This window comes from Dyadobacter sp., assembly GCF_051859145.1.
Lineage (GTDB): Bacteria > Bacteroidota > Bacteroidia > Cytophagales > Spirosomataceae > Dyadobacter.
In genome coordinates, this window is record NZ_JBHYGF010000187.1 from 1 (window position 1) to 1885 (window position 1885).

Annotated in this window: 2 protein-coding genes; both read right to left on the reverse strand. The window is 47.1% G+C overall.

Going from position 1 to position 1885, the window contains the following annotated elements:
* Positions 1 to 158: 158 nt before the first annotated feature.
* Positions 159 to 1415 (reverse strand): sensor histidine kinase, encoded by a 1257-nt coding sequence (locus ACTIE6_RS12090; RefSeq protein WP_439556879.1) that lies wholly within the window; start codon positions 1413 to 1415, stop codon positions 159 to 161.
* 24 nt (positions 1416 to 1439) lie between these two features.
* Positions 1440 to 1885: GAF domain-containing protein (locus ACTIE6_RS12095; protein WP_439556880.1), on the reverse strand; the 446-nt coding region annotated here is incomplete at its 5' end.

Sequence of the window (1885 nt, forward strand, 5' to 3'; positions counted from 1 at the left end):
TGGGTCTGTATTAAACTCGTTTCTAATGGAGTCCAGGGCTTGGTCGGGATCGTCAAAAAGCTGAATGCGTGCACCGGGAGCGACATGGGCGATCATATACTGGCTGACCATGTTATTGACCGGGTCGTCGTCTACAACGATGAATTGCGTGTATGACTTCATAGGACAGGATTGTGGAGCAAATCTGAGCCGAATTCGATGTTGAATTCAGTGCCCTCATTAACACGACTGCTTATACTGATCTTTCCTCCAAGCATTTCCACCTGTGTTTTCACCATGAATAATCCTAAACCTTTTCCTTCAACGTGGTTATGAAAGCGCTTGTATAAGCCGAAAATCTGGGCGCCTTTTCTGTCCATGTCAATTCCCATGCCATTATCACGGAAGGAGATTTTCAGCCGGCCTTCTTCCACACTGCTGGTAATGTGGATCACTGGCGGCCGATGGGAACTGCGGTACTTTATACTGTTGGTAATCAGATTGTAGAAGATACTATACAGGTATGTTTTCAGTGTAAAAAGTTCGTTTACTGCGCTGAAATCCGTGATGATACTGACCTGTTCTTTTTCCATCATGTTCAGCAGGCTCGACCTGATGTTATCGGTCAGGTTTTGCAGATTTACCAGCTCCTTGTTCTCGCCGACTCCCTGCTTTACCTGTAAAATGGTATTGAGGTCGGAAATGACATTGTCCAGTCTTTTTACATTCACTACAATCCCTTCCAAAAACTGTTCTTTCACCTCCGGCGGATAGTCGGTCTGTGTAATGAGCTCGCCCAGTCCGATGATATTGGCGACGGGTGCCCGCAGGTTGTGCGATACAATGTATGCAAACTGGTCCAGCCCCTTGTTCGATTCCGTCAGTTCATTCGCATAATTTCTCAGGCTCTCATTCAGCTCCCGTAGCTGTGCTTCCGATTGTTTCCGCGGGGTGATATTCTTGAAATACGCAGACAAACCATTGGCAGAAGGGTAGGCGGTAATCTCGAACCAGGTCCGGTTGCTTTCATAATAATATTCAAAGTGCTGGATCGCATTGTTTTCCACTGCCTTGTGATAGGAATGATAAATGGGCGTATTGACAATATCGGGAAATGCTTCCCAAAGATTCCTGCCGAGCAATGCCTCTTTCGGGCGGTTCAGCAGTAATGCGGCTTTTTTGTTCCAGTAAGTTACTACCCAGTTTCTGTCAAGTGCATAAAACCCGTCGCCAATACTTTCAAGAATGATATTTCTTTCCTGAAGTGCCTTAATTACTTTTTCGTCTGCCAGCTTTTGTTCGGTCACATCATTCAAAACCCCGAACAAACTGACGGGTTTGCCCTGATGGTTGAGTTCCAGATGCGTTTGGACGTGCAAATGTCTGATCTGTCCGTCTGCCCGGATAATGCGATGGTGATAATCGGCGGGCTGCATCGAAGCAAAAACCTGCTGGTTCTTTTAAACTACATAGTCCAGGTCGTCGGGATGGACAAACGACAGCCACGATTCTGCGGACTGGATGTTATCGCCTTCCGGCAAGCCGTAGATCTTACATGCTTCGTCGGACCATAAGCTCATATTCGTCACCAAGTCTGTTTCCCAGCTGCCTAAATGCGCAATAGCCTGTGCCTGACGTAATCTTCTTTCCTTATGTCTGAGCTGTTCATCGGCGATCAGTTTCAATCTTTCCTTTTCGAAATGATCCAGTGAAAACGATATCCCCAATGCGGCTTCTTTCAGCAATGTAATTTCGGCGTCGGTGAAAGTGTCTGTTTCCGAACCGTACAGGCTAAACGTGCCGGTAACAATCCCCGATTTTTTAATGGGCAGGATCATGCAGGACTGGTACCCGGCAGTCGCCGCAAGTGCTTTCCAGCGGCCGGATATAAAACTTTCCCGGGTGT

Coding starts and splice junctions, on each gene's coding strand:
- ACTIE6_RS12090 (WP_439556879.1), bottom strand. CDS start 1,415: ATGCAGCCCGCCGATTATCACCATCGCATTATCCGGGCAGACGGACAG.